19 protein-coding genes are annotated in these 22,184 nt (G+C 61.1%); 16 read left to right on the top strand and 3 right to left on the bottom strand.

What is annotated here, in order from left to right; all coding sequences use genetic code 11:
* Nucleotides 1–601, bottom strand: a 601-nt coding sequence (locus Q4P21_RS01225) for a LysM peptidoglycan-binding domain-containing protein (protein ID WP_303387047.1), incomplete at its 3' end; no start/stop codon positions are given.
* A 174-nt stretch (nt 602–775) separates the two neighbouring features.
* Here Q4P21_RS01225 and Q4P21_RS01230 point away from each other — a divergent pair.
* The gene (locus Q4P21_RS01230; RefSeq protein ID WP_207344249.1) at nt 776–1,129 is read left to right on the top strand and encodes an Rv2175c family DNA-binding protein; all 354 of its coding nucleotides are present in this window, start codon (nt 776–778) and stop codon (nt 1,127–1,129) included.
* A gap of 95 nt (nt 1,130–1,224) precedes the next feature.
* On the opposite strand, the gene Q4P21_RS01235 is transcribed toward Q4P21_RS01230, so the two are convergent.
* Nucleotides 1,225–2,319 carry a polyprenyl synthetase family protein gene (locus Q4P21_RS01235; RefSeq protein WP_303387087.1) on the bottom strand — a complete coding sequence of 365 codons (1,095 nt, stop codon included), beginning with the start codon at nt 2,317–2,319 and terminating at the stop codon, nt 1,225–1,227.
* A gap of 97 nt (nt 2,320–2,416) precedes the next feature.
* Entirely contained in the window at nt 2,417–3,001 is a 585-nt protein-coding gene (locus Q4P21_RS01240) for a hypothetical protein (RefSeq protein WP_303387048.1), read from the bottom strand.
* Nucleotides 3,002–3,221: 220 nt separating this feature from the next.
* Between Q4P21_RS01240 and dinB the strand changes: the two genes are divergently transcribed.
* The 15 genes from dinB (at nt 3,222) to ftsZ (ending at nt 22,139) form a co-directional block, all read left to right on the top strand.
* Entirely contained in the window at nt 3,222–4,379 is a 1,158-nt protein-coding gene (dinB, locus tag Q4P21_RS01245; RefSeq protein ID WP_303387088.1) for a DNA polymerase IV, read from the top strand.
* 243 nt (nt 4,380–4,622) lie between these two features.
* A complete protein-coding gene (locus Q4P21_RS01250; protein WP_303387089.1) occupies nt 4,623–5,000 on the top strand; it encodes a DUF3040 domain-containing protein in 378 nt (125 codons plus the stop codon).
* A 402-nt stretch (nt 5,001–5,402) separates the two neighbouring features.
* On the top strand, nt 5,403–5,834 hold the full coding sequence (gene mraZ, locus Q4P21_RS01255) for a division/cell wall cluster transcriptional repressor MraZ (RefSeq protein WP_303387049.1): 432 nt from the start codon (nt 5,403–5,405) through the stop codon (nt 5,832–5,834).
* Nucleotides 5,835–6,214: 380 nt separating this feature from the next.
* A complete protein-coding gene (rsmH, locus tag Q4P21_RS01260) occupies nt 6,215–7,213 on the top strand; it encodes a 16S rRNA (cytosine(1402)-N(4))-methyltransferase RsmH (RefSeq protein ID WP_303387050.1) in 999 nt (332 codons plus the stop codon).
* On the top strand, nt 7,210–7,941 hold the full coding sequence (locus Q4P21_RS01265; protein WP_303387051.1) for a hypothetical protein: 732 nt from the start codon (nt 7,210–7,212) through the stop codon (nt 7,939–7,941). Before rsmH ends, Q4P21_RS01265 begins: the two co-directional genes overlap by 4 nt.
* 61 nt (nt 7,942–8,002) lie before the next feature.
* A complete protein-coding gene (locus Q4P21_RS01270) occupies nt 8,003–9,823 on the top strand; it encodes a peptidoglycan D,D-transpeptidase FtsI family protein (protein ID WP_369598835.1) in 1,821 nt (606 codons plus the stop codon).
* A gap of 121 nt (nt 9,824–9,944) precedes the next feature.
* Nucleotides 9,945–11,555, top strand: a complete 1,611-nt coding sequence (locus Q4P21_RS01275; RefSeq protein ID WP_303387091.1) for a Mur ligase family protein — start codon at nt 9,945–9,947, stop codon at nt 11,553–11,555.
* Nucleotides 11,548–13,077, top strand: coding sequence for a UDP-N-acetylmuramoyl-tripeptide--D-alanyl-D-alanine ligase (gene murF, locus Q4P21_RS01280; RefSeq protein WP_303387052.1), 1,530 nt, complete (start codon nt 11,548–11,550; stop codon nt 13,075–13,077). The genes Q4P21_RS01275 and murF overlap by 8 nt, the downstream gene beginning before the upstream one ends.
* Nucleotides 13,074–14,186, top strand: a complete 1,113-nt coding sequence (gene mraY / locus Q4P21_RS01285) for a phospho-N-acetylmuramoyl-pentapeptide-transferase (RefSeq protein WP_303387053.1) — start codon at nt 13,074–13,076, stop codon at nt 14,184–14,186. Before murF ends, mraY begins: the two co-directional genes overlap by 4 nt.
* Nucleotides 14,168–15,697: a UDP-N-acetylmuramoyl-L-alanine--D-glutamate ligase gene (gene murD, locus Q4P21_RS01290; RefSeq protein WP_303387054.1), complete on the top strand. Its 1,530-nt coding sequence runs from the start codon at nt 14,168–14,170 to the stop codon at nt 15,695–15,697. The genes mraY and murD overlap by 19 nt, the downstream gene beginning before the upstream one ends.
* Nucleotides 15,697–16,983: a putative lipid II flippase FtsW gene (ftsW, locus tag Q4P21_RS01295; RefSeq protein ID WP_303387055.1), complete on the top strand. Its 1,287-nt coding sequence runs from the start codon at nt 15,697–15,699 to the stop codon at nt 16,981–16,983. The genes murD and ftsW overlap by 1 nt, the downstream gene beginning before the upstream one ends.
* The gene (murG, locus tag Q4P21_RS01300) at nt 16,980–18,128 is read left to right on the top strand and encodes an undecaprenyldiphospho-muramoylpentapeptide beta-N-acetylglucosaminyltransferase (protein WP_303387056.1); all 1,149 of its coding nucleotides are present in this window, start codon (nt 16,980–16,982) and stop codon (nt 18,126–18,128) included. Before ftsW ends, murG begins: the two co-directional genes overlap by 4 nt.
* Nucleotides 18,125–19,567 carry a UDP-N-acetylmuramate--L-alanine ligase gene (murC, locus tag Q4P21_RS01305; RefSeq protein WP_303387057.1) on the top strand — a complete coding sequence of 481 codons (1,443 nt, stop codon included), beginning with the start codon at nt 18,125–18,127 and terminating at the stop codon, nt 19,565–19,567. The genes murG and murC overlap by 4 nt, the downstream gene beginning before the upstream one ends.
* Nucleotides 19,568–19,667: 100 nt before the next feature.
* Nucleotides 19,668–20,633, top strand: a complete 966-nt coding sequence (locus Q4P21_RS01310; protein WP_303387058.1) for a cell division protein FtsQ/DivIB — start codon at nt 19,668–19,670, stop codon at nt 20,631–20,633.
* 333 nt (nt 20,634–20,966) lie between these two features.
* Entirely contained in the window at nt 20,967–22,139 is a 1,173-nt protein-coding gene (ftsZ, locus tag Q4P21_RS01315) for a cell division protein FtsZ (protein WP_303387059.1), read from the top strand.
* Nucleotides 22,140–22,184 lie beyond the last annotated feature (45 nt).

Below are 22,184 nucleotides of genomic sequence, written 5' to 3' on the forward strand. Positions count from 1 at the left end.
CAACCTTGACGCTCTGGCCGGGGTGGATGACGGAGCTGCCGCTGAGCCCATTCAGCGAAAAGATCGTCGCCAGGGAGATGTTGTGCTGGGCTGCAATACCGCCCAAGGTGTCCCCGGCACGCACGGTGTAGTTGGACTCGGAAGACGGAGCCTCTTGCGCTGCTTCCTGGGCCGTTGCGGAACCTGAAATTTGCAGGACCTTGCCGGGGTGAATGAGGGTGCTGGCCGTCAGGTTATTGGCCGAGAGTACAGACTCCGTAGACACCCCGAAGCGGGCAGCAATGGCTGAAACGGTTTCGCCCGCCACAACTGTGTGCGTGATGGCCCCGGCCGTGGCCAAGACGCTCCGTGGTAAGGAGCTGGCCACCACAGCTGCCGCAATGCTGTTCCTGGCGGTGCGTGCCTGAATGGCAGCGCGTACTGACAGTGAGTCGAGTGCGCCGTGCTTGCTTTGGTACAACTGCCCAGCCTTGGCGGGTGCGGGTGCCGCGGCGGCCGGGTTGGCCAACGCCAGCGAAGAGAGCATGACTAAAGGAATGGCGGCGGTGGCGACAGCCACCAGCTTTTTACTGCCGGAGGTCAAAGGTCGTGAGTGCGTCATGGATGCGTACCTCAAGGTTTCGTTACGGATGGGGCCAATGATGATGGTGTTTCTAAAGCGACTAGAAGTGAATTTACACGAAAATACCAGTAAGTAGGCTTTTGCCGTCTCGCAGCCCATCGCACATATCACCAAATTTGTACAGGAACAGGCAAAATGTGGGAACCTGTCAGGGTGAGTAATGTTGAAACAGTAGTCAGCGAATGGTTGCCCCTGCCCGATGTCGCCGAGATGCTTGATGTCTCGGTCACCAAAGTCCATGCCCTTGTCAAGGACGGTTCCTTGTTAGCAGCGCGCGTGGGTGAGCGTTCCATCAGGGCCGTACCTGCGGAGTTCATTGACGGTGACCACGTCCTCGACAGCCTGAAGGGCACCATTACAGTGCTTCACGATGCAGGCTTTGAGGATGAGGAAGCCATCACCTGGCTCTACACCGCAGATGAGTCACTGCCCGGACGCCCTATTGACGCGCTGCGTGAGGGCCGTAAAACTGAAATTCGCCGTCGGGCTGCAGCCCTCGGCTGGTAGCAGGACTGCAAGAAGCCAGAGCAGGAAAAAGCCTGCCAGCATCCCCGGAACTGAGAACCTCAGGATGGGGAAGCTGGCAGGCTTTTTGATGCCGTTTAGGCCGTTCTGGACACCGCAGCATTGCCCAAGGCGGCCAGGGCGGCAGCTGCATCGGCGCCAATCGGCAGCTGGGCCAATGCGCCAAAGGCTGCTTCGCCGAACTGTGTGATCAGTGCTTCCGTGCTCGCCAGTGCCCCGGAGTCCACCATGATGGCGCACATGCGCGCCACTTCGTCATCGCTGAGATCTTCACGGCCCAAGTTCTGATCCACAAAGTTGCGGTCTTCGGAGTCCGCCGCATCGATGGTCATGCCCACAAGAACTGTGCGCTTACCTTCCCGGAGGTCATCGCCGGCGGGCTTGCCGGTTTTTACCGGATCCCCAAACACTCCCAAAACGTCGTCGCGTAACTGAAACGCCTGTCCAAGTGGCAAGGCAAACTCACTATAACCGGTGAGAAGCTGCTCGTTTGCTCCGGCGAGGGCTCCGCCCAACACCACGGGGTGCTCGGAGGAATACTTGGCACTCTTGTACAAGATGATGGAGGAAGCCCGGACGACGGCGGTCGCATGCGGCTTGGTTGGTCCGGACACCTCCTCCAAGATATCCAGGTATTGCCCGGCCATGACCTCGGTCCGCATGAGGTTGAAGACAGCACGGCCACGGCTGTGCGCCCCGGAGCCAATACGGGCGAACATCTCTTCGCTCAGGGACAGACACAAATCCCCGGTTAAGATGCCGGCGGCCTGGCCAAAGCGTTCGGCATCCAAAGCCCAACCGGAATCGGCATGCAGAGTGCTGAATTGACGGTGCACACTGGGACCGCCACGGCGTGTGTCCGACCTGTCGATGATGTCATCGTGGATGAGGGCTGCGGCTTGAAACAGCTCGAGGGCGGCGCCTGCCTGGATGATGACGGGGTCGTCGGGCGCGCCCCCGGCTCCACGCCAGCCCCAGTAGCAAAGCAAGGCCCGCATCCGCTTTCCACCAGTGACAAGGGTCTTGATGGCATCAGCAAGAACAAGGGTGGCCGGTGAGATCTGCTGCAGCAACTCGCGTTTTTCGGCCAGGAAGACATGTAGTTCCGCCGCAACTGCTGCAACGAAGGCTTCGCTTTCGGCAGCAATTGCTGCGCCGTCGCGGACGGGCATGGCGTTCATGCTTGTGGGATTCCTTGCTGTGGGGGCGGCATGGGGTTTGTGCTGTGGCATTAACTGGTGAGATGTGGTGCCGGTGGCGGGCAGCAGCTTATTTGAACGATGCGGGCAGCAGCGTGGCACCCAGCGTGAAGGTGGACGTAGCTGTTGTCTGGACAACGGAGACCGTCACGATCTCCTGCCCGTCAGCACGGACAAACGTCTTCAAGGGCACCCCATCAACTGCGTCACCGGGCTGTGCCGTGAAGCCCTGCGCGGTCAAGACGGTCGTGTAGTTCTTCAAAACGTCCGCCGGAGTCGCTGTGATGGAGGCTGTCAGGGAGGCCGTGGAAACGGGGCTGGCATGTACCAGGCTGGAAGCCTGGATTTCGGCACCCTTCATCAGCGGCAGCACACCCGATGGGAAACCTGCCACGAGTTCCTTGACGGCGGACTCCGCCGATGGCTTGGCCGTGCCGGTGGCAGGTGCCGTGCTTGCGCGGGTTGTGCCTGTCGGGGTGGAGGTGGCCGTGGCGGACGCCGTTGCTGACGAGTTGCTGGCTGTGGCGGAGGCAACAGGGGTTGCCGGGGCTGAACATGCGCTCATCAGTGCGACGGCGGACACTCCGGCAGCTGCCAAGAGGCTCCTGCGAGTCAATGGCCGGTAGGCTCCGTGGCGCGGGGTGGGGCTGGTCATGGTGGTTTCCTTAGCTGCCGGGGGCGGTGGCTTCGAACCCAGTTTACCCATGCCCGGCCGAAGTCCTCCCGCCCCTGTTGTCCGGCTCACTGGCAGGATGCTCGTATGTCACTGGTCTGGACAGCTGAGTGTGGGTGCGGCTCACTAGACTTGAGGTGTGAGAGATCAACAGCAGTCATCGGTGGCCGGGCACGTCCCTGATCAAACAGGTTGCACCATTATGCACGTTGATATGGATGCGTTCTTTGTGTCCGTGGAGTTGCGCGACCGTCCCGAACTGCTGGGCAGGAAGGTCATTGTGGGCCAGCCTGAAGGGCGGTCAGTGGTGCTCTCGGCCCCTTATGAGGCACGGGCCCTCGGCGTTCGTTCCGCCATGCCCATGGTGACGGCGCTGCGGATGTGCCCGTCCGCCGTCGTGATTGCCCCCCGGCAAAAGCTTTACCACCAGGTTTCGGTTCAGGTCATGGAGGTCTTTCGCTCCATCACCGATACGGTTGAACAGCTCAGCGTGGATGAGGCATTTCTTGACATCAGCGGCTCATTGCGCAGGCTTGGGACGCCCTTGGACATTGGGGCGCTGATCCGTTCGCGCATCGCAGCCGAACTGGGCATCACGGCATCGGTGGGTATTGCCGCCAGTAAATTCGTAGCCAAGGTGGCTTCCACCAGGTGTAAGCCCGACGGCATGCTGCTGATTGAGAAGGGGCAAACAGTGGACTATTTGCACACCCTGCCTGTCGAGGCGCTGTGGGGTGTGGGAGCCAAGACGAGGGAAGTGCTCGCCCGGCTGGGCATCTTCACGGTGGCCGACGTGGCTGCGACACCGAGCGCGTCCTTGCAAAAGGCGCTGGGAAGCACCGGTGTGGCGCTGCATGCACTTTCTTGGGGCATCGATCCGCGGCCGGTGACCACTGTCCACCAGGAAAAGAGCATTGGGGCGGAAGAAACCTTTGCGGTGGATACGTTTGAGAACGCGGTGCTCACCCGTGAACTCCTGCGACTCTCGCACCGGGTGGCTGGGCGGTTGCGAGAAGCCGGGCTGAGTGGGCGAACCTTGTCGATCAAGATCAAGTACAGCGATTTCGCCACCATCACGCGGTCTAAGGCGCTCAGTGCGAACACCGACAGCGCAACGCAACTCTATGCTGGTGCCGTGTCGCTGCTGCAGGCGCTTGGTCAACGGCCGCAAAGTGTGCGGTTAATTGGGCTTCGCATGGAGCGGCTGGAATCAGTGGAGAATGCACCACTCCAGTTCACCCTGGACCCACGCGATGATCACTCACGCAACGCCGAAGTGGTGGGTGATGCCATTGCTGCCCGGTTTGGGAACGCCAAAATCGTGCCGGCACGACTCCTAAAACCGCCGGGAAATCCCTAGTTGCACCCACTGCCATACCTTGTGTCAACAGTATGTCGGTTGTGACTTTCAGTTCAGCTAAATCAAGCCTATTGTTGATAGTAGGAGTTGGCTTATCGACGACTTCAAAGTTTGTTGGCGCCCGACGCCATCAAGGCCGCACGCTGAAACAGCATGTGTGGAACCGGAGGGTTGGGAACCATCGACGCGATAAAGACGTTAATGAGCAAAGACGCCCATGGCCCTGACCTGAAGGAGGTCGTCATGCCCCTCTCTGAGCACGAGCAGAGGTTGCTGGATCAACTGGAGCAGCAACTGCATGCCGAAGATCCCAAATTTGCCAACGCACTGTCAACAGCACCCACACGGTCGTTGTCAACACGCAACATCGTGATTGGTGTAGTGGTGATGATTGCAGGACTGCTGGTCCTGCTTGGTGGCGTGGCAACACAGCTAATCCCGTTAGGTATTCTAGGCTTCCTGATCATGGGTGGCGGCGTGTATATCGCGGTCTCCAAGCCGAAGTTTGGCGACGAAGGACAAAGCGCGGACAAGCAGGGCACGAAGTCAGGACCCAAACAGAAAAGTGGGTTCATGAACGGGCTGGAAGAAAAGTGGGAGGAACGCCGCCGCGACCAGTAGGCGCGCTACCAGAGTCCGCTCCCAAAGGAATTGAATATCTAAAGGCCACGGCGCGTTGCGCCGTGGCCTTCGTTGTTGTACGCCGCTGTCTCCGTCTCTGTGGAAGCTGTGCTCCCGTTCCCTCCACTTTTCACCACCTGAGCACTTGCTGCACGGCAAATCGTGCCTTTTGGGTTCCCGGAACGTGTTGCCAGTGTCCTGCAGCGGCTATCTCTACCAAATTCCCTCCACCTGCCTTCCTTCGGCGAGTCCCTTGCAATGGCGGGCATTTTTCCTCCGACACGCCACGAACACGCCTTGGTATTGTGTTGACGGTGGAGGATTGTGGAGTAATGTGGAGCGCGTAGGAGGGGGTGGGGTCAGCGTGATCCCTAAGACTCGACGAAAGAAGGTGGTGGTGAGTTGTTTCTCGGAACACATTCGCCTCGCCTCGATGAGAAGGGGAGGATCATTCTTCCGGCGAAGTTTCGGGAGGAACTTGCCAGTGGACTTGTCCTGACCAAGGGCCAGGAAAACTGTATCTATGTCTTTAGTGCACGGGAGTTTGAAAAGGTTCTCACCCAGATGCAGGACGCGCCGCTGTCCAACATGGCAGCACGCGACTACATTCGAATCTTTCTGTCAGGAGCCTCCGATGAGGTCCCTGACAAGCAGGGAAGGGTGACCATACCGGCGACCTTGCGCGCCTACGCTGGTCTTGAGAAGGAACTGGTCGTCATTGGCGCCGGCAGCCGGGCCGAGATCTGGGACGCCACGGCTTGGCAGAACTACTTGGCAGCAAAGGAGACGGCTTTCTCTGCAACCGATGAAGTCGCCATCCCTGGCATTAGCTGATAGGGAATTAGCTGACAGGGAACTGCCAGTGAACACCCGCAGTTGCAGTACACGTAGTTGGAAACACCCGGAAAGTGTTGCTTCGCAGGACACTTTCCGTTGGCTCAGCCGGTGATCTTGAATGAGATCTCCAGCCGCCCAGCTCGTCCAATCCTGACTCACCTTCCCCGGAGTCAGGCGTGGAGCGGCTTTGGGGCGGAGGGGGATCTGGTTCAAGAACACACTTGGCAACGATGCGTTGCAGTGGCTCTGGGCCTGCGCCACCTGACACACCGCAGTACAAACGTTATTCGCAGTAAATGAGTTATTTGCCAGATTTGCACGCGCACCGGGGGAACGAATACCCCTTCCGGTTGATAACCAAGAGAAATGGAGTAGTGATGACGTCGGAAGTTCCCACGCCACCCACTTCTGAACGTCACACCCCAGTTCTCAAAGACCGCTGCATCAATCTCCTGGCCCCCGCATTTGAAAATGCCCGCCTGGCAGGGCGCACTCCGATCGTCATTGATGCCACTTTAGGCATGGGCGGCCATTCCGAAGCAATGCTGCAACGCTTTCCCGACCTGCACTTGATCGGCATTGATCGTGATACCGAGGCCCTCGGGCTGGCGGGGGAGCGCCTCACCCCTTTCCAGGACCGTACTGACTTGGTGCACGCCGTCTATGACGAGATCGCCGAGGTCCTCGAAGACTTGGGTATTCCGAGCATTGATGGCATCTTGATGGATTTGGGTGTGTCCTCCCTTCAGCTGGATGAGCGTGCCCGTGGCTTCGCCTACTCCTTCGACGCACCGCTTGACATGCGCATGGACACCAGCCGTGGTCAAACAGCTGCCGATGTGCTCAACAGCTACTCCGAAGAGGACCTGGTGCGGATCATTCGCAAGTGGGGCGAGGAGAAGTTTGCCGGCCGCATTGCGAACCATATTGTTGCCGCCCGCGACAAAGCCCCGTTGACCCGCACTGGGGAACTGGTGGAAATCATCCGCAACGTTGTCCCCTCGGGTGCAGCAAAGACTGGCGGGCACCCGGCCAAACGCACCTTCCAGGCGCTGCGCATTGAGGTCAATGAAGAATTGAGCGTCCTGGAAACAGCCATTCCCGCCGCCGTTGAAGCGCTTGGGCTGCACGGACGCGCAGTCGTCATGTCCTACCACTCGTTGGAGGACAAGATCGTGAAGTCGGTGTTCGCCGCAGGATCAACGTCTTCGGCGCCGGCTGGGTTCCCAGTGGAACTTGAAGAGCACAAGGCCATTTTGAAGCGTCTGACCAAGGGGACGGAAATCCCCACAGATGAAGAAATTGAAGAGAATCCCAGAGCCGCATCCGCGCGGCTGAGGGCAGTGGAAAAAATCAGAATCAGGAGTGCCAAATGAGCCAGCTTGCATCACGCTCCACGCCAGTGAGTGTGGGCAATAATGCCCGTTCACTGAATGTGGAGTCGGCTGACCCAGACCTACCTTTCACAGGTACCGGGGCGAAACCGCGCAAGCCACGCACCCCCCTGTCCCTTGTGGTGTCCACCCCTGCACGCAATCGTTCTTCGCTCGTGGTGATCTTGTTCCTGGTGGTTGTTGCGGCACTGACCGTGGTGCTGGTGATGAGCATCTCCCTCACCAAGGGACAGTACGAGCTGGTTGATTTGAAGAGCCAGCAGGCGGACTTGCATAAGTCGAACCAGGAGCTGGAGCAGAGCATCGCCTCCAAACAGTCGCCACAGGAACTTGTCGCACGCGCCGTCAGCCTGGGCATGGTTCCTGCTGGAACAACTGGACAGATTGATGTTCGTTCCGGCAAGGTCAGCGGATCCCCGCAGCCAGCCTCTGCGGACACCAAGGGTCTGGTGATTATTCCTCCAGCCAGCATCGACAAGCCGGCCGCAGCCCTTACAGTGGCCGGATCGTCAACGGTGCCGCTCAGCCCCGCAGCCAAAGTCCAGAAGGCCGCCGCCGAGCAGGAAGCAAGTCAGCAGGCTGCGGGCAAGAGCAGTGCAGAATCCGGGACGCCTGTGGCCGTGGTTCCACCCGCACCCGTTCCTGCGGAGGCCGCAGCACCAGAACTTCACGGCGGCACCATCCCCGCGCCAGCCCAGAAGGACAGCTAGGGTTTAACTAGGATCAGGCAGCCTCGACTGTCCCAGCAAAGAACGCAAGGAAAAAGCAGCAGTGGCACAAAAATCCACCCAGTCCGCACGTGGTGCAACTGCACAACAATTGAACAAGGTCGGACGCACCCGCATGCGTATCGGCTTTGTCCTGATGCTCGCGTTCCTGCTGGTCATTGCCGGCAGACTCGTCATGGTGCAGGGACTGGACGTGGGCAACTTGGCTCAGGCTGCCGAGAATCAGCGAACTGTGGTGCAGAGCCTTCCCGCAGTCCGCGGAAAAATTGTCGATGTCAATGGCAAGGTCCTCGCTGAGAGCATCATCCGCTACAACATCACCGTCTCGCAGATCAACTTGGCCGACTACACGAAGTACAAGCACCGGAATGTCGATCCGAAAACTGGCGATTCAACCACCGTCGAGTACACCAAGGATGAAGGGCTGCAACAACTGGCCAACGTCTTGAGCATGGACTTCGCGGACGTCAAGAAGAAGTCCACCGGAGAAGCGAACTTCAACTACATCACTCAGGATGTCAGCCCGCAGATTGAGAAGAAGGTTGCCGAACTCGGCATCCCGGGCATTTACTCAGAAGCTGTCACCAAGCGCGTCTATCCCATGGGAGCCGTTGGCGGGCCCATCGTCGGCTTCGTTGACACTTCAGGAAAGCCGTTGGCCGGCATTGAGCAGACCATGAATGACAAGCTCACGGGCACTGATGGCTCACGCACGTTCCAAGCAGGTAAGAATGGAATCATCATCCCCACGGCCCCTGTACGGACAGTGCCTGCCGTCGATGGGGAGACGGTGAAGCTGACCATTGACCAGGACATTCAGTACTACGCCCAGCAGGCTGCCCAGCAGCAGAAGGAACAGTACAGCGCACAGTGGGCGAGCATCACCGTCATTGAGGCCAAGACCGGCAAGGTCGTTGCCATCGCAGACAGTGATTCCTATGACCCCAACAATGTTGCTGCCTCCGATCCGAAGAACATTGGTTCACGCACTGTCAGTTCGGTGGTGGAGCCGGGATCCACCAGCAAGATCATGACTGCTGCAGCCTTGGTCCAAGAAGGCCTGGCCACGCCGATGAGTGAATACCTGGTGCCGCCGACGTTGACCATTGACGGGCAGAACTTCTCCGACTCGTTCGTCCACGGCACGGAAAAGCGCACATTGGCCGGCATTATTGCCGACTCCATGAACACCGGCACCGTCATGGCAGGGTCGAAGCTGAGCCTTCAGCAGCGTTATGACTACATGCGAAAGTTCGGCGTCGGGGAAAAGACCGGCATAGCGCTTCCGGGTGAAAGCCCTGGCATCCTTGCCGACTGGAGCAAGTGGGACGGCCGCCAGCAGTACACGGTGCTGTTTGGCCAGGGCGTGGCACAAACACCGCTGCAGACCACCATGATCTTCCAAACGATCGCCAACGACGGAGTCCGGCTCAAGCCCCAGATCATCGACTCCTTCACTGATGCCAATGGCAAGGTCGACACCGTTCCGCAGGCCGCGGGGGTTGAAGTAGTCAGCCCCAAGACGGCCCAGGAATCCCGCGACATGCTCGAAGGTGTGGTGACCATGACGGACTACAAGGTGGTGGACATTCCCGGCTACCGTACCGGCGGCAAGACCGGCACCTCCGAAGCGCCGGCAGACAACGGAGTCGGCTTTGACGGGTACACCTCGTCCTTCATCGGCATGGCGCCCATGGACGACCCCAAGTATGTGGTTGGCATTACCGTCCAACGCCCGCAGGGCAGCATCTATGGCGTCACCCAGGGGTATACCTTTAACCAGGTGATGGGACAGGTACTGCGCACTTACGATGTTCCGCCGTCGACCACGCCGCCTGTCATGTTGCCGAAGTTTTACAAGTAGCTTGACCTGGATTGTGAAAATTGTGAATGAAAAGGATGTAGTGCCTGTGCCGCAAAACCATGCCCCTGCCCCGCTGCGACCGCTCCACAACGGTGGAGCGGACCTGGGGCAGCTGGCGCAATTGCTGGGTGTGGTTCTGGATGGCAGCGAGGCCAGGCTGCTGGCTGAAACGCCGGTGCACGTGAGCGGTGTCAGTCTTGATTCGCGTTCCATTGTGCCCGGGGACCTGTACACTGCGTTGCCGGGTGCCCACGCCCACGGTGCGAAATTTGCTGCCCAAGCGATAGCGGCAGGTGCCGTGGCAATTTTGACGGACGACGCCGGAGCCCACCTTGTGGGTGCGGCGTCGGCAGTGCCGGTGCTGATCGTGGCAGACGCCCGTGCCGCAGTGGGAACCGCCTCAGCTGCCGTTTACGGAACGGGCGGGAAAACGCACGGGACCGGGCTGGATTTGTTTGCCGTGACCGGGACCAACGGCAAGACCACCACCACCTATTTTCTGAACTCCCTGCTGCGGGCGCTTGGCAACACTACCGGGCTCATTGGCACCATCGAGATCCTGGCCGGCAGCGAGGCCATTCCGAGCAAGCTCACCACACCGGAATCCACGGATGTGCATGCACTGCTGGCTGTCATGGCCGAGAGAGGCCTGGACTGCGCGTCCATGGAAGTTTCCTCCCACGCGCTGGCCTTTGGCCGGGTTGACGCCGTCGTCTTCAACATGGCCGGCTTCACGAACCTGACCCAGGACCACCTGGATCTGCACGGCAGCATGGACGAGTACTTCGCCACGAAGGCGGCGCTCTTCACACCCGCTCACGCGCGGGCCGCCGTCGTCAGCGTTGATGATGACTGGGGCAGGCGCATGGCCGCGTCCAGCACGGTGCCAGTTGTCACGTTGGCCACTTCCGGTCAAGAACAAGGCGAACCAGCCGCCGACTGGCAGGTATGCGATGTGCGCCGCGACGGGGTCGGCTCGCGCTTTAGCGTGCATGGACCACATGGCGCCCTCCTGCGCGTGCACACAGGCTTGCCGGGTGGCTTCAACGTTGCAAACGCCGCTCTGGCGCTGGTCATGGTGCTGAGTGAGTTGCAGTTCGCGCAGCAGTCCAAGCAGCTGTCCACACCGGAGCATCAGGACGTGACGGCCATGCTGCAGGATGTGCTTGACGCCCATGACCCCTTCACGGTGGAAGTGCCCGGACGCATGCAGCTTATTGGCACGGCCCCCGTGGCCGTCGTTGATTTTGCCCACAATCCGGATGCTCTGGCACGGGCCTTGGAAGCCGTCAGGCCGGACACACCCGGTGCCCGCGTGATCGCCGTATTTGGCGCCACGGGTGAACGTGACGCCACCAAGCGGCCCATCATGGGAGCCGTGGTGGCCCGCGGGGCAGACGTGGTCATTATTACCGATGACGACCCCCACGACGAGGACCCGGCAGTCATCCGCGCAGAGGTCCTGGCCGGTGCCCTGGCGGCCAATGCGCAGGAACGGTTGGGTTGCGTGGTGGAAGAAGTCGGCCACCGTGCAGATGCCATTGCCCGGGCTGTGGAGCTTGCATCCGAGCAGGATGTCATCCTGGTCGCCGGACGCGGTCACGAAGTTTTCCAAGAAGTCAAAGGGGTCAACCTTTCCCTCGATGACAGGGTTGAACTGCGGTCGGCACTGGCAGCCCGCGGATTCCCGCTCACCGAGGCAATCACGATAGAGTCCACAACTAATGATTGAATTTACTGCGGCCCAGATCGCCGAACTGACCAGCGGAACCCTCTCACCAGGCACCGATCCCCACGCTCTTGTTGACGTGGCCCTCATTGCCACCGATTCCCGGGACGTGCAGCCTGGCAGCATGTACGTGGCCAAGTCGGGGGAGCACGCCGATGGCCATGATTTTCTGGCGCCCGCCTTCGCTGCCGGTGCCGTGTTGGCGTTGGCGGAGCGGAAGGTGTCCGCGGACGACGCCGGCACCTTCTTCCCGGCTGTCATCGTTGCCAATGCCGTGCTGGCCATGGGGACGCTGGCAGCCGAGGTGGTCCGGCGCATCCGTGCGCACTCACCGTTGAGTGTCATCGGCATTACCGGTTCCGCCGGCAAGACCACCACAAAGGACCTTTTGGCGGGCATTTTGTCCCCTTTGGGCGAAACGGTGGCGCCGGTGGGCTCCTACAACGGTGAAGTCGGCGTGCCGCTGACAGTCTTCCGGGCTGTGGAAAGCACCCGCTACCTCATCATTGAAATGGGTGCCACCAAGATGGGCCAAATCGCCTATCTCGGGAACATGGTCCACCCCGACGTCGGTGTTGTGCTGTGTGTGGGAAGCGCCCACGCAGGCGAATTCGGCTCCATCGACAACATTGCCGTGGCCAAGGGCGAGCTTGTGGAGTCGCTGCCCGCTGAAGGCCGGGCCCTGCTGAACTTCGACGATGCACGCGTTCGTGCCATGGCCAGCCGCTCCGGTGCGCCTGTCACGTTCTTCAGCAGCGCTGATGCCCCCGTCACTGCCGAGGCGCAGACATTGGCAAGTACTCCAGAGCAACTTTTCCTGCAGGCTCGCAATGTGCACACCAATGCCGACGGCCAGCCGGAATTCGACCTGATTTTTCCCGGAACCACCGAAGCCCTGCCAGTGCGCAGCAAGCTCCTGGGCCTGCACCACGTGGCGAACCTGCTTGCCGCAGCGTCGGCCGCGCATGCCGTCGGTGCATCGCCGGAACATATTGTCGCCTCGCTGAACGAACAGCGGGCAGCCAGCCGCTACCGGATGGAACGCACGGACCGCAGCGACGGGGTAAGCATCATCAACGACGCCTATAACGCCAATCCGGAGTCCATGCGGGCAGCCCTGCGCACCTTGGCAGAACTTGGTGGCAGCGGGGCCAGACGGACCTGGGCCGTGTTGGGGGAGATGCTTGAACTAGGTGAGGACTCGGTGCTGGAGCACGACGCCGTGGGTCGGGTGGCCGTGCGTTTGAACATCTCCCGGCTGCTGGTCGTCGGCGCTGGTGCCCGTGCCATGCACGTCGGTGCGGTCATGGAAGGGTCGTGGGGGAACGAATCCATGTTCGTCCCCGATGCTGACGCCGCCTTTGAAGTGCTGGAGGCCGAATTGGCCCCGGGCGACATTGTCCTGCTGAAATCTTCCAATGGCGCTGGCCTGCGGTTTCTGGGCGATCGGATAGCATTACCCACGGGGAACGCCCCAACCAACACCTCAGATGCCTCCTCAAGCGAAAGGACTGCCCAGCCATGATCGCATTGCTCATCGGTGCAGGCTTGGCCTTGGCCTTCGCCATGATCGGCACCCCGTTGTTCATCCGCTTCCTCGTGAAGAAGGGCTACGGGCAGATCATCCGCGAGGACGGTCCCACCACCCACCAGGTCAAGCGCGGTACACCCACCATGGGTGGGACGGTGGTGGTCGGCTCCGTGGTGGGAGCCTATTTCATCACGCACCTGATCGTGTGGCTGCTGAACCACAACTCACCCGGGCCCTCCGCATCCGGACTGCTCATGATCTACCTCATGGTCGGTATGGGCTTGGTGGGCTTCCTTGACGATTTTTTGAAAATCACGAAGCAGCACAACACAGGGCTGAACCCCAAGGGAAAGCTGATCGGGCAGGCCGTGGTGGGCATTTCCTTCGCCATCATGGCGCTGGGCTTTCCCAATGAAAACGGGCGAACCCCTGCCAGCACGTTCATTTCCTTCGCCCGTGATATTCCCAGCCTGAACCTGGCGTTTGCCGGGGCAGCCCTGGGTGTGGTGCTGTTCGTGATCTGGTCCAACCTGATCATCACCGCTGCCACGAACGGCGTGAACCTGACCGACGGCCTTGATGGCCTGGCCACCGGTGCCGCCATTCTCGTGTTTGGCGCCTATACGCTGATGGGCCTGTGGCAGAGCAGCCAGGCGTGCGGATCACGCAAGGTGCCCTCGGAGACCGTCTGCTACGAGGTCCGCGACCCGTTGGACCTGTCGCTGCTGGCAGCGATCATGTTCGCAGCCCTGATCGGCTTCCTGTGGTGGAACACGTCACCGGCGAAGATCTTCATGGGGGACACGGGCTCACTGGCCATTGGCGGAGCCATGGCAGGTTTTGCCATCCTCTCCCGCACCGAGATCCTGCTGGCCATCATCGGTGGACTGTTCGTGCTGATCACCTGCTCGGTGATCATCCAAGTGGGCTTCTTCAAGCTCACCAAGGGCAAGCGTGTCTTCCTCATGGCGCCGTTGCAACACCACTTTGAGCTCAAGGGCTGGCGGGAAGTGACGGTGGTGGTCAGGTTCTGGATCCTGGCCGGCCTGATGGTCGCCGTCGGGCTTGGAGCCTTTTATGCTGAATGGATTGTTCGATTGTGAGTTACGAAGAAAACCGGCTTGACGCACTGCGCAGCTGGGACGCTGACTGGTCGGGGCTGCGCGTGGTGGTCACGGGCATCAGTAAAACCGGCTTTTCCGTGGCGGACACCCTGGCCGAACTGGGCGCACGCGTTGTGGTGGTTGCGGCCTCGGACGACGACGACGCCCGGGCCCACGCCGACACGCTGCGAATAGTGGGCGTCAGTGACGTCATCCTGGGGGAGGCCACTTCCACTGTGCTGCCTCTCGTCGACGGGCAGCAGGCGGAGCTTGTCGTCACCAGCCCCGGTTTCAAGCCCACCCACCCGCTACTGGCCGCCGCCGCGGACGCCGGCATCCCCATTTGGGGCGATGTTGAGCTGGCCTGGCGTGTGCAAACCAAGGCAGGGCGCAAAACGGCCCAGTGGATTACCATCACAGGAACCAACGGCAAGACCACCACCACCACCATGGTGGAATCCATGTTGCAAGGTGCCGGGCTGCGCGCCATTGCGGCAGGGAACATCGGCACCCCCATCCTCGACGCCGTCCGCGATCCCCAAGGCTATGACGTGCTCGCCGTGGAACTTTCCACCTTCCAGCTGCACTGGACCGAATCCTTGGAGCCGGTTTCCAGCGTCTGCCTGAACCTGGCCGAAGACCATGTGGACTGGCACGGCAGTTTCGCCGCCTATGCTGCGGACAAGGCGAAGATTTACGAAAACACGCGGGTTGCCTGCATCTACAACGCCGAGCAGATTGAAACCGAGCGCATGGTTCAAGAAGCTGATGTGTTGGACGGCTGCCGTGCTGTGGGCTTCACCACTGGCTTGCCTTCCATCAGCATGGTGGGGGTGGTGGAGGGCCTGCTCGTTGACCGCGCCTTCATCGCTGAACGCAAGGACTCAGCCGTAGAACTGGCGAACGTCAGCGACATTGGCGATCTTGTTCCACGTCACTTGGTGGCCAATGCCGCCGCCGCTGCTGCCCTGGTCCTCGCGTATGGGCTGAGCCCGGCGGACGTGCGCAAGGGCCTGCAAAAATACCACAACGGCGAACACCGGATCCAGCCGGTAGCCAGCTCCGAAGGGGTCTTGTGGGTCAATGACTCGAAAGCAACGAACCCGCACGCGGCTGCGGCCTCGCTGGCGGCGTTCAACCCCGTCGTCTGGATCGCCGGGGGCCTGTCCAAGGGTGTCGACTATGACGAGCTTGTCCAGGCACAAGCCGCCAGGCTGAAGGCAGTGGTTCTCATTGGCTCCGACAGCAGCGCCCTGGCGGCCTCTTTGGCGCACCACGCGCCCAACGTTCCGGTTATTGCCGTGAGGAAGCCCCTCTTGGACGGCGACGCCGTCATGGCCTTGGCCGTTGCCGAGGCGGCGGCCCTGGCAGCCGACGGTGACACCGTGCTGATGGCACCGGCGTCGGCCTCCATGGATCAATTCACTTCCTATGCCCACCGCGGCCAGGCGTTCATGGACGCGGTCCGGGAACTCATGGAGTCCCGGGCAAGCGCCAAAAAGGAGTCATAGTGGCCAAGACCTCCTCGCAGCAAGGCAAGTCCGTGGCAGGGGCCGACCAAAGCAATGTTCTCGCGGAGGCGGCCGGGAAGACTCCCACCAGCGGCTGGAAGGGTTTGCGTGGCAGGCTGTACGCATTTTCCGGGCATCCCACTGCCTCGTACTACTGGATCATCGCCACGACGGTGACGTTGACGTGCATCGGTTTGATGACGGTGCTCTCCGCGTCGGCGGCAGAGTCGATCTCCGCTGGGATTGACCCGTATTCGCTATTCCTGAAGGCGGCCATGTTTGCCGGTTTGGGCTTTGTCCTGATGATGGTGCTCTCCTTTGCCACACCGTCGTTGCTGAAGAAGCTGGCCTGGCCCGCCCTGGGGCTTTCCTTCGTCCTGCTGGTTGCTGTTTTCACGCCGCTGGGCAAATCCGTCGGTGGAAACCGCAACTGGCTGAACTTGGGCGAGTTCAGCTTTCAACCATCCGAGGCGGCTAAACTGGCGCTGGCATTGTGGATAGGCATGGTCCTGGCCCGCAAGGGCCGGCTGGTGGGGGACTGGCGGCACACCCTGCTGCCGGTGGTGCCTGGGGGCATGATCCTTGTGGGCTTGATTCTGCTGGGGCACGACTTGGGCACCGCTGTCATCGTCATGGGTGTTGTGGGCGCCGGACTGTTCTTTGGTGGTGGCAGCAAGCGGGTGCTGCTGGGTGCCGTGGGCGTCGGCCTTGTTTCGGCCATCGTGATGGCGGCCATCAGTGGAAACAGAACTGCCAGGCTGTCGGGCTGGCTCGGTAATTGCAACGACGGACAAGGATTGTGTGACCAGGCCCAAAACGGCTTGTACGCACTGGCTTCCGGCGGCTGGTTTGGGGTTGGGCTGGGCCAGAGCCGGCAAAAGTGGAGCTGGATTCCAGAAGCCCACAACGACTTCATCTTCGCCATCATCGGGGAGGAGCTGGGCCTGCTGGGCTCCTTGGTCGTCATCGCCCTCTACGCGGTGCTGGCTTTCGCCGTGTTCCGTGTGATCATGACTCGCAATGATACGTTTGCACGCGTGGTGTGTGGCTGCATCCTGATTTGGATTATTGGCCAGGCATTTGTGAATATCGCCATGGTGGCAGGACTTCTTCCGGTTATCGGCGTTCCACTGCCGTTCATCTCCTATGGGGGCAGTTCACTGGTGATGGTGCTTGGTGCCATTGGCATAGTCCTGTCGTTTGCCCGTACCGATCCAGCCCTGGCTGAACCAGCCCGTACCGACCCTGCCCTGGCTGAACCAAAAGGAACTTTGAAGACCACATGACGCAGAACGTAGACCAGCCATTGCCGGAACTGCCCCAACCGGAAGCCCCGCTGTCTGTGGTGCTGGCCGGGGGAGGCTCGGCAGGGCACGTGAGCCCGCTGCTGGCCATTGCGGCTGCCATCCGCCTGCGCGTACCCGATGCAGCCATTAAGGCTGTGGGGACTAGAGACGGTTTGGAGACCACGCTGGTGCCTGCCGCAGGGTATGAGCTTGTTTTCATTGACCGCATCCCCCTGCCGCGTAAGCCCTCCCTGGACCTGGCGAAACTGCCGTGGCGTATGCGTCGGGCCGTCACCACGGCCAAGAAGATTCTCCAGGAGGCCCGGGCTGACGTCTTGGTGGGGGTGGGTGGCTACGTGTGCACCCCGATGTACCTCGCCGCCAAGTCGCTGCGGGTGCCCATCGTGATTCACGAAGCAAATACGAAGGCGGGACTGGCCAACAAGGTCGGGGCCAGGTACACCACGTATGTGGGGACTGCCTTTGCCGCCACTGCGCTCCGCCACGCACATCTTGTGGGCATGCCCATGCGCCGGGCCATCGCAGCACTTGACCGTGTTCAGGCCCGGGCCGGGGCGCGGGAACGTCTTGGACTTGAAGTTGGGCGGCCAACGCTCATCGTGACCGGCGGTTCCCTCGGTGCGCTGCGATTGAACAAAGCGGTGGCCGACTCGGTGGAAGCCCTGGCTGGTGCAGGCATCCAAACCCTTCACATCACCGGCAAGGGAAAAGCTCTCACACGGGCAGACGGCTCGCCATTGACAGCCGAGCTGTACCGCCAAGTGGAATATGTTGACGGAATGGAAGATGTGTACGCTGCAGCCGATCTTCTGCTGTGCCGTTCCGGGGCAGGGACGGTTTCCGAAGTGGCCGCTGTGGGGCTGCCCGCTGTCTTTGTTCCGCTGCCCATTGGCAACGGTGAACAGGCGCGCAATGCTGCTGAACTTGTCCAGTCAGGGGCAGCCCTTCTGCAACCCGATGCAGGCCTTGACGGGCCGTGGATCCAGGAGAACGTGATCCCCTTGTGCCTCGATGAGCCACGGCTGACGCGGATGGCCGGCTCAGCCGCAAAACTTGGTATTAGGGATGCTGCTGAGCGCATGGCCGACATGGTCCTTGCTGCAGCGGAAATGCCCATCAAATGACACAGGAAGAATCGACCGTGGCCTACATTCCCCCAACGCTGGCCGAACTGGGCCGCGTCCACTTCATCGGCATGGGAGGCGCTGGCATGTCTGCCATTGCCCGCATCATGCTGGGTCAAGGCGTGCCCGTCAGCGGTTCGGATGCCAAGGACTCGATGGGGCTGCGTGAACTGGGCGCCTTGGGCGCCACCGTCTATCTTGGCCAGCTGGCAGGCAATGTAGCCACTGCGGACACTGTTGTGGTTTCCACGGCCATCCGTGAAAGCAACCCCGAGCTTACCGCCGCCCGTGCGGGCGGACTGCGCGTACTGCACCGCTCTCAGGCGCTGGCCGCCGCCATGGCAGAGGACGTCGTCGTGGCGGTTGCCGGAACACACGGTAAAACCACCACCACCTCGATGATCACGGTCATGCTCAAGGGTGCAGGGGTGGATGCCTCCTTCGCAGTTGGCGGCACAGTCCAGGGACTCGGTGTGAATGCTGCGCACGGCACTGCTGGCGTGTTTGTGGCCGAGGCGGATGAATCCGATGCATCCTTTTTGAACTATCGCCCGCACATTGCCGTCGTGACGAATCTCGAGGCCGACCATCTTGACCACTACGGCACGGCTGAGGCCGTGTTCGCCGCCTTCGAAAAGTTCATGGACCTGCTGCCAGCTGACGGAACGCTCGTTGCCTGCGCCGATGACCCCGGATCGGCCCACCTGGCCGCACAGGCTGCGGACGCAGGAAAGCGGTGCCTGAGCTACGGTTTTGCCGAGGGGTCGGATATCCGCCTTGTACCGGGGAGCCAGGATGGATTGCACACGACGGCCAGCATCGAACTCCGCGCGGATCTGCTCCCGGTGGGAGCTGTAACCCCGCTGATGCTTGCCTTGCAGGTGCCCGGGAACCACAATCTCAGCAATGCCGCTGCCGCAGTGGCTGTCGCCCTTTCCCTCGGGGTGGACGTGGAGGCAGCTTTGGCAGCGCTTGCCACGTTCAGCGGCGCCGCACGACGCTTTGAAGCCAAGGGCGAAGCCAGGGGAGTCGCGGTCTTTGACGACTATGCCCACCACCCCACGGAAGTGACCGCAGCGCTGCGGGCGGCAAGGACAGTCGCCGGAGAGCACAAGGTCCATGTCCTGTTTCAGCCACACCTGTTCTCCCGGACACAAGAATTTGCGAAGGAATTTGCCCAGGCGCTTGACTTGGCGGACACCGTGGCCGTACTCGATATTTATCCGGCACGTGAAGACCCCATCCCGGGCGTGACCAGCGAACTCATCACCAAAGAATTGCTGAAGCCATTCGGCTACGCCCCCGACAGTGCTGCCGCAGTGCAGCAGCTAACTGATGCTGCCGTGGCCGGAGACATTATCTTGACCATTGGAGCAGGGGACGTAACTGAGTTCGGCCCTGCCCTGGTTGAAGCGTTGAACGGCCCTGTCAATGGTTGAACCACGCAAGCCACGAGTCATCCGAACCCGGCCGGGAACCGTCCCACCGGCGGGAGCCAAGTCAACACCGGCCGTGCAAGGCCCCTCTGTTCCGCCACCCGTGCGCAGCACCAGCACGAAGGTCTCCGTTGAGCCGCTGCCCAGCGAGGCGCAGCCTGCCAAGGAGAAGCCTGCAGCGGCTGCTGCTAGGGAGAGCCCCAAGAAGGTTCCACGGATACCATCCATGAGGCGGCGCCCCGAGAGTGCCAGCCGCAACACAGCTGACTCCGACACTACCGGCCAAGTCAATGCTGGGGACGAGAATGACGGGGTTGAACAAGGCGCCAAGGTGCTGGCCTTCCCGGTCTCCAGTTACAAGCGCCGTCGCCGCAACATCTTGTTGGCTGTAGCCGGTATTGTTGCCACGCTTGCCCTAGTGATGGGGGTGGCCATTTTCTCACCCGTTTTGGCCGTTCAAAAGGTCGTTTTCGAGGGTAATAAGCTGGTCGGGGCGGACGTATTGCAGAAAGCTGTTGCACCGATCCTGTCCAAGCCGCTTCCCCAAGTGACGGAAAGGGAGGTGCAGGACTTGCTGGCCCCGGTCATTCAAGTCAAGAGTGCCCGCATCGAGGCCAGGCCGCCGTCAACCCTGCTCGTGCACATTGTTGAACGGGTGCCCGTTGCCGTGATTCAAGTTGATGACACGTACCTGTTGGTTGATCAGGATGGTGTGGAACTCGGTTCCACACCTGACCTCGAAGCTGCGGCGCTTCCGTTGATCGACGGTGGCAAGGCCGCCATTGGCCAGGACACGTTCCGGGCCATCACGGCCGTGCTGGCGAATCTACCGCAACCCATTGTGGCGCAGCTGGCCAATGCATCAGCTAAGTCCCCGGATGCAGTGGAACTGAAGTTGACGGACGGGCGCACGGTGATCTGGGGTAATGCCAGCGACATGGAACTCAAGGCAGAAGTACTGACGGCTCTGCTGACCGCTCCGCCGCCCACCCCTGAGCCCGGCAAGCCCCTACCCGCGCCTGCGCAGGTCTTTGATGTCAGTGCTCCACGTCACCCGGTGACACGTTAACCCGGCGACTGTAGGACAATGGTCTTTGGACAATGCGAGCCATGTGACCCCAATCGAGGGCAGGCATGGCTGATTAAATGGTTTTTGGGCCTATTCGGGCGACACGCGGCAGCAGAAATTGCATGCGGCGCCGATGCACCGTAGCGTCATTGACACGAGTTAGTTGACATAACTATAACCTTCAACTTGAAGGTTAAGCCTCCAAGGTTTCAAGTACTGCTTCAAGGTTGTTCCTCCGAGCAATGCCGGCACCTTGAAACAGCATCATTCCCTTGGCGGCTAAGTGCAATTTTTTTTGATCTTTCAGCAACATACGAACAAGGGACACGTAACGTGGCAGCACCCCAGAATTACTTGGCAGTCATCAAAGTCGTCGGCATCGGCGGTGGCGGCGTAAATGCAGTGAACCGCATGATTGACGTGGGTCTTCGCGGCGTGGAGTTCATCGCCATTAACACGGACGCCCAGGCGCTGTTGATGAGTGACGCCGACGTCAAGCTCGACGTCGGCCGAGAGCTGACACGCGGACTCGGCGCCGGAGCCAACCCGGATGTCGGCCGTCAGGCAGCCGAAGACCACGCAGAAGAGATCGAAGAGGTCCTGCGTGGGGCTGACATGGTCTTCGTGACGGCAGGCGAAGGCGGCGGCACCGGCACCGGCGGCGCCCCCGTCGTGGCCCGCATCGCCCGCACGCTGGGCGCGCTGACCATTGGTGTTGTCACGCGCCCCTTCACTTTCGAAGGCCGCCGTCGCGCATCAAGCGCCGACAATGGCATCGAAGCGTTGCGCGATGAAGTGGACACGCTCATCGTGATCCCCAATGATCGCCTCTTGTCCATCAGTGACCGCAACGTCTCAGTGCTTGACGCCTTCCGCTCCGCCGACCAGGTGTTGTTGTCAGGTGTCCAGGGCATCACCGACCTCATCACGACCCCGGGCCTGATCAACCTTGACTTTGCGGACGTGAAGTCAGTGATGCAGGGTGCCGGTTCGGCCTTGATGGGCATCGGCTCCGCAAGGGGCGAGGACCGTGCCGTGAAGGCGGCGGAACTCGCGATCGCCTCTCCGCTGCTTGAAGCGTCCATTGATGGCGCACACGGCGTGCTGCTGTCCATTCAGGGTGGCTCAGACCTGGGCTTGTTTGAAATCAATGAGGCAGCCCGCCTGGTGCAGGAAGTTGCACACCCCGAAGCCAACATCATCTTTGGTGCCGTCATTGACGACGCCCTGGGAGACGAGGCCCGCGTGACGGTCATCGCTGCAGGCTTCGACGCCCCTGACGCCGAACCTGAAAAGGCAGAGCCCGCAGCCGCAGTTGCACCACCGGCACCTTCCACGGTGCCCGCAAGCGCCAACAACGTGACGAACCTGAATCAGTGGGGCCAGCAGTCCGGTTCCCAGGTTCCGGCTGACGGCGGCTTCGACGTGGAGCTTCCGGCCATTGTGGAACCCGATCTCACCGGACACCGTGCCGACGACCTGGATGTTCCGGACTTCTTGAAGTAGGAACAGCCTTTAGTTAAATTACATTCCGCCGGCGGCAACATCCGC

It is taken from the genome of Arthrobacter sp. (assembly GCF_030540645.1).
Lineage (GTDB): Bacteria > Actinomycetota > Actinomycetes > Actinomycetales > Micrococcaceae > Specibacter.

Excerpts from the sequence above, each read along its gene's own strand:
- Q4P21_RS01240 (WP_303387048.1), bottom strand. The coding sequence starts at position 3,001 with ATGACCAGCCCCACCCCGCGCCACGGAGCCTACCGGCCATTGACTCGC.
- Q4P21_RS01250 (WP_303387089.1), top strand. The coding sequence starts at position 4,623 with ATGCCCCTCTCTGAGCACGAGCAGAGGTTGCTGGATCAACTGGAGCAG.
- Q4P21_RS01265 (WP_303387051.1), top strand. The coding sequence starts at position 7,210 with ATGAGCCAGCTTGCATCACGCTCCACGCCAGTGAGTGTGGGCAATAAT.
- murC (WP_303387057.1), top strand. The coding sequence starts at position 18,125 with ATGACACAGGAAGAATCGACCGTGGCCTACATTCCCCCAACGCTGGCC.
- rsmH (WP_303387050.1), top strand. The coding sequence starts at position 6,215 with ATGACGTCGGAAGTTCCCACGCCACCCACTTCTGAACGTCACACCCCA.
- Q4P21_RS01235 (WP_303387087.1), bottom strand. The coding sequence starts at position 2,319 with ATGCCCGTCCGCGACGGCGCAGCAATTGCTGCCGAAAGCGAAGCCTTC.
- dinB (WP_303387088.1), top strand. The coding sequence starts at position 3,222 with ATGCACGTTGATATGGATGCGTTCTTTGTGTCCGTGGAGTTGCGCGAC.
- murD (WP_303387054.1), top strand. The coding sequence starts at position 14,168 with ATGGATTGTTCGATTGTGAGTTACGAAGAAAACCGGCTTGACGCACTG.
- murF (WP_303387052.1), top strand. The coding sequence starts at position 11,548 with ATGATTGAATTTACTGCGGCCCAGATCGCCGAACTGACCAGCGGAACC.
- murG (WP_303387056.1), top strand. The coding sequence starts at position 16,980 with ATGACGCAGAACGTAGACCAGCCATTGCCGGAACTGCCCCAACCGGAA.
- mraY (WP_303387053.1), top strand. The coding sequence starts at position 13,074 with ATGATCGCATTGCTCATCGGTGCAGGCTTGGCCTTGGCCTTCGCCATG.